Raw genomic sequence first — 3,568 nt, 5'->3', positions numbered from 1 at the left:
AGATTGGCGTACTCAAGCTCTAGCTTTTTATCTTTCCAAGTTTTACGTAAAGCTTCCAAGTCATCATTTTTGATGTTGATATCTGCATCTTCAGACATTTCTTTAATTTCTTTGCCGATACCATTAATCTGCTCTAAGTTTTCAGCTTGGCCAATAAAGTTGATTAATTGGGTGGTATCAAAATACTCAATAGCCGGTGCTTCAACTGTTGCCGCCTTTGCTTTGACACGCTCAAGTAGGGCAGAGGCACCGGCGTTTTTGGTCTTAACCGGCTTGGCTGGAGTAACGTCAATCGCACGGTCTTTCTCTTCTTCAGTGATGCCAAAGCCACTTAGCACGTCAGCGAACTTATCACGTAGAGCGTAAGCACGTGCGCGGTTTTTCATCATGCGCTTGGGGTACTGAGTCCAGGGACCTTGTTTACCAGCCAACCCTGCTTTTTTAGCGTCTTGCATACTAAAGGTTACGCTGTGTGGCTCTTGACCAATACGCTTAACAGTGACCGTTGCATATTCATCTGTAACTTCTTCAGTGATATCTTCAAGCATTCCTGAGCTTTGGCAAATGGCCACTACAGCATCACCCCAGATGGTAGGACGGCCATTAACTACAGCGATGTTTTGAAGTGATTGCAGGGGTTTTAATCCAATCTCGCTACCCATTTGCATGGCGATTAAAATATCAGCCGGTTTGCCTTTGAAGTTCTTGGGCACCATTTCAGATGCTGCTAACATTTCGCTAAACTGCCAGGCTTCTTGATAGTTTTGAGGATTGATAAAACCAGATGATTGAGTTTGTTGAGGTAAGTTATTCATTAGGTCGTTTCCTTATATTAAATTGGTAGATTGGGTTAAAATGGATACGTTTCACGTGGTAAGAGCTCATGAGTGGTTTTAATGCGAAGTGTCTCAAGCTCAAAATCTCGAAACTTCAAAGGACTGAAGAAGTAACTTTCTTCATCTTTCCATAATTTATAGGTTGCTTGTATGCTGGCTTCAGCCTGTTCAAAAGTGTTAAAACGTTTTGCTTGGCTTGGCATTTTAGATAGAGCGCCCGTTTTTTCATTCATTAAGAACAATGACTTGTTTTTATCCATAACTACAAAGTGCGTGGCTTCAATCTTCATCACTTAATCCTCATTAAACGGCTTGCTGACTGTTTGACGTACTTGGCAGCAAGCTCAGGCATGTCAGCTTTAAAAGATTTGCTATCAAAGCGGTTGCTAACTTGAGCCTTGTAAGTCACTGCAATATCGCCATCGATTGCCAGTGCTTCATTGTTACCAATCGTACAGATCAGCTTGGTTTGAGCGGCTTCAATCTGTTTTTTAAGTAGCTTTTCAGCTTCTTTAAGCTCAACGTATTCGTTAAAGACTTCAACCGCTTCGTCATCTATTGATACATCAAGTACCGCATCTGGCGTATGCTTTGGATATTTGTCTTTGGCGTTCTGTAGAGTAGTCGCTTCAGGTGCCACCCCAGCCAAAACATTGTTAACCCAAAAGTCTTCGGCCACTTCAAACAGCACATCGATAAGCTCATCGCTTCGTTCAATCTTGTACTGGCGGTACTTGTTGCCACCGATTAACACGGCCATGTAGCAAACTTGGGTATCAGTCACGCCCATATACCACTGTGCTTGACACATATACTGATCAGGGACTTGATCCGACTCTTCATCACCCCAGTCTTTAGCGACGTACTCAGATGCTGTCTTAATCTCTAAGATAGTATCGGTAGTAAGCTTGCCGTCTTTAAATCTAACGTTTCCGCTAATCTCTGGATTGATAACAGCGCGGTCAATGTTAGCCACTGCAAATTTATGGACCGGATGACGCATCATGAAGTTAACGTTTTGGGTTTTAAGATCGTTACGCTTGGCAAACTCAGTAGCGACTACTGGTTCTAAGGTGGTGCCCCAGTAAGCAGGTTCGCCGGCGGTATCTTCAACGGGCTGCGTTTTGCTGACATAAACATCGTAAGCGGTAGCGTAGGGGTTAACGCCCATAATTGCGCTGATATCAGAGCCACCGATACCGGTTTGGCGAGCCGTTAACCATTCTTCACGGCTCATGTTTTTAGTGCTTAAAGCCAATTGTGATGCGTACTTTTTAAAGCTTTCTAAGATTGCTAAATTACTCATAATCTTTTGCCTCCATTAAGGACATTTCGTAGTCGTAGTTATCGATGAATTGTTGTTGATTGTCCGCTTGCTTATCGAGAGTAAGCAGTGCGACATGGGCTGAGCAGCCACCTAAAATCGATACAAATAACGCTATTAAAATGAATCTCATGCCTCTGCCTCCTCAGCCACTACAACTTCGATAAATTTAACCTGACGCTTTAGGCGGTGGGTCACGCCACACCGGGCTTCCATTTTTGTTACGCCAGGGTGATATTCAGTGATGTGCTTGCCGTCATCTAAGTAAGTGACTTTCCATTTCTTTTCCATCACCATCCCCTTAACCGTACAAAAAATCAGAATTTGTGAAACCAAGTGAGCTCATACTGTCGCGCTCATCTTGTGGCTCTTCACCCCATAGCATTGGCTCGATTTGGTCACGCATAACTTGATAAATTCCATCAGTGATATTAAAGTCCATCGGCTCTTCACCGTCTTTTAAAGCTTCGATAACTTCCAGATTTTGGATATTGCCGTGCTCATCTGAGACGAAGGCCACTTGAATCAAGTCATAACCTTGTTCGAAGAAGAAGAAACCATTCTTCTTGCGATAACCTTCGTTAATTTCGTAGTCATAACCAAGGTCCAACTTGAGTTTTTCTAAAATTGCTGTCATAATGCTTACCTCTCTTAAGTGAGTGAGGCCCCTTTTGATGTCGTAGTCGGAGGGGCTTTTTTGTGTCTGTTAATCGTCGTCGTGAACGTTTCGACCTATAAGAATTTTCACCTGCATACCGTTATTTAAAGTAAATTCTTGGTCGCTAACTGGGTTACATAACCCTTCAGGCAAACTTTCTTCGGTTCTTATCACTTCTTCAGCCCAATACTCTAAGACTTTGTAAAAAGGGCTTTCAGAAGTTATTTGCTCTTCTTCAGTCATATCTATCTCCTCTGGTTAACACACAACAGCCGACTACTTGAATCGGCTGTAATTTGTTAGCCATTAATCATGTTTTTAAATAATCAAAGCATCATCGTCTAATTGCTTGTCTTTGTTGCCATGTGTTTATATTACACACGGTGTGAATTAATGTCAATGATAATATTCACATTATGTGCATTAAATTTTCACAACATGAAATTTAAACACAAAAAAACCGCCCTTTTGGGCGGTTAATTTTCTTGAAATAGTGATAGATAGCAGGTGAACTTAATGCTATCGTTTAAGACTACTTTATTTCATTATTAAGGTGGTGGTTTATGAAAACTTGGTCAGCACTATTTATCTCTATGCTTATGATGACACCAGTAATGGAAGCAAATGCTCGGAACTATCCTTGCTCTAAAAGCATGGGCGGCGTTTCGCACTGTAAAGATGGTAAATTTGTTTGTAAAAATGGCAAAATCAGCAAGTCTAAGAAAGTGTGTAAGGTAAGCATCCGACCAT

At 41.8% G+C, this 3,568-nt stretch carries 8 protein-coding genes; 1 reads left to right on the top strand and 7 read right to left on the bottom strand.

From position 1 onward, the window contains the following. From B3S92_RS04245 to B3S92_RS04215, 7 genes are all read right to left on the bottom strand, one after another. Positions 1-815 (bottom strand): transcriptional regulator (locus B3S92_RS04245; RefSeq protein WP_296203028.1); only part of this gene is annotated, 815 nt, incomplete at its 3' end. A 35-nt stretch (positions 816-850) separates the two neighbouring features. Next, positions 851-1,126 (bottom strand): hypothetical protein, encoded by a 276-nt coding sequence (locus B3S92_RS04240; RefSeq protein WP_296203024.1) that lies wholly within the window; start codon positions 1,124-1,126, stop codon positions 851-853. Then, a complete protein-coding gene (locus B3S92_RS04235; protein WP_296203023.1) occupies positions 1,126-2,142 on the bottom strand; it encodes a YqaJ viral recombinase family protein in 1,017 nt (338 codons plus the stop codon). Before B3S92_RS04235 ends, B3S92_RS04240 begins: the two co-directional genes overlap by 1 nt. Then, the gene (locus B3S92_RS04230; protein ID WP_296203021.1) at positions 2,135-2,293 is read right to left on the bottom strand and encodes a hypothetical protein; all 159 of its coding nucleotides are present in this window, start codon (positions 2,291-2,293) and stop codon (positions 2,135-2,137) included. Before B3S92_RS04230 ends, B3S92_RS04235 begins: the two co-directional genes overlap by 8 nt. Then, positions 2,290-2,451, bottom strand: coding sequence for a hypothetical protein (locus tag B3S92_RS04225; RefSeq protein WP_296203019.1), 162 nt, complete (start codon positions 2,449-2,451; stop codon positions 2,290-2,292). The genes B3S92_RS04230 and B3S92_RS04225 overlap by 4 nt, the downstream gene beginning before the upstream one ends. Positions 2,452-2,461: 10 nt before the next feature. Further along, positions 2,462-2,797, bottom strand: coding sequence for a hypothetical protein (locus B3S92_RS04220; RefSeq protein ID WP_296203017.1), 336 nt, complete (start codon positions 2,795-2,797; stop codon positions 2,462-2,464). 69 nt (positions 2,798-2,866) lie between these two features. Continuing rightward, a complete protein-coding gene (locus B3S92_RS04215) occupies positions 2,867-3,061 on the bottom strand; it encodes a hypothetical protein (RefSeq protein WP_296203015.1) in 195 nt (64 codons plus the stop codon). Between the two features lie 320 nt (positions 3,062-3,381). Between B3S92_RS04215 and B3S92_RS04210 the strand changes: the two genes are divergently transcribed. Next, positions 3,382-3,568: hypothetical protein (locus tag B3S92_RS04210; RefSeq protein WP_296203107.1), on the top strand; the 187-nt coding region annotated here is incomplete at its 3' end.

The sequence above is a fragment of the Psychrobacter sp. UBA3962 genome (assembly GCF_002385225.1).
GTDB lineage: Bacteria > Pseudomonadota > Gammaproteobacteria > Pseudomonadales > Moraxellaceae > Psychrobacter.
Note: the sequence above shows the minus strand (reverse complement) of the source record. Positions and strands in the feature narration are given on the sequence as shown.

Bases quoted from the DNA above. Each gene is read 5' to 3' on its own strand.
- B3S92_RS04240 (WP_296203024.1), bottom strand. From the start codon at position 1,126: ATGAAGATTGAAGCCACGCACTTTGTAGTTATGGATAAAAACAAGTCA.
- B3S92_RS04235 (WP_296203023.1), bottom strand. From the start codon at position 2,142: ATGAGTAATTTAGCAATCTTAGAAAGCTTTAAAAAGTACGCATCACAA.
- B3S92_RS04230 (WP_296203021.1), bottom strand. From the start codon at position 2,293: ATGAGATTCATTTTAATAGCGTTATTTGTATCGATTTTAGGTGGCTGC.
- B3S92_RS04225 (WP_296203019.1), bottom strand. From the start codon at position 2,451: ATGGAAAAGAAATGGAAAGTCACTTACTTAGATGACGGCAAGCACATC.
- B3S92_RS04220 (WP_296203017.1), bottom strand. From the start codon at position 2,797: ATGACAGCAATTTTAGAAAAACTCAAGTTGGACCTTGGTTATGACTAC.
- B3S92_RS04215 (WP_296203015.1), bottom strand. From the start codon at position 3,061: ATGACTGAAGAAGAGCAAATAACTTCTGAAAGCCCTTTTTACAAAGTC.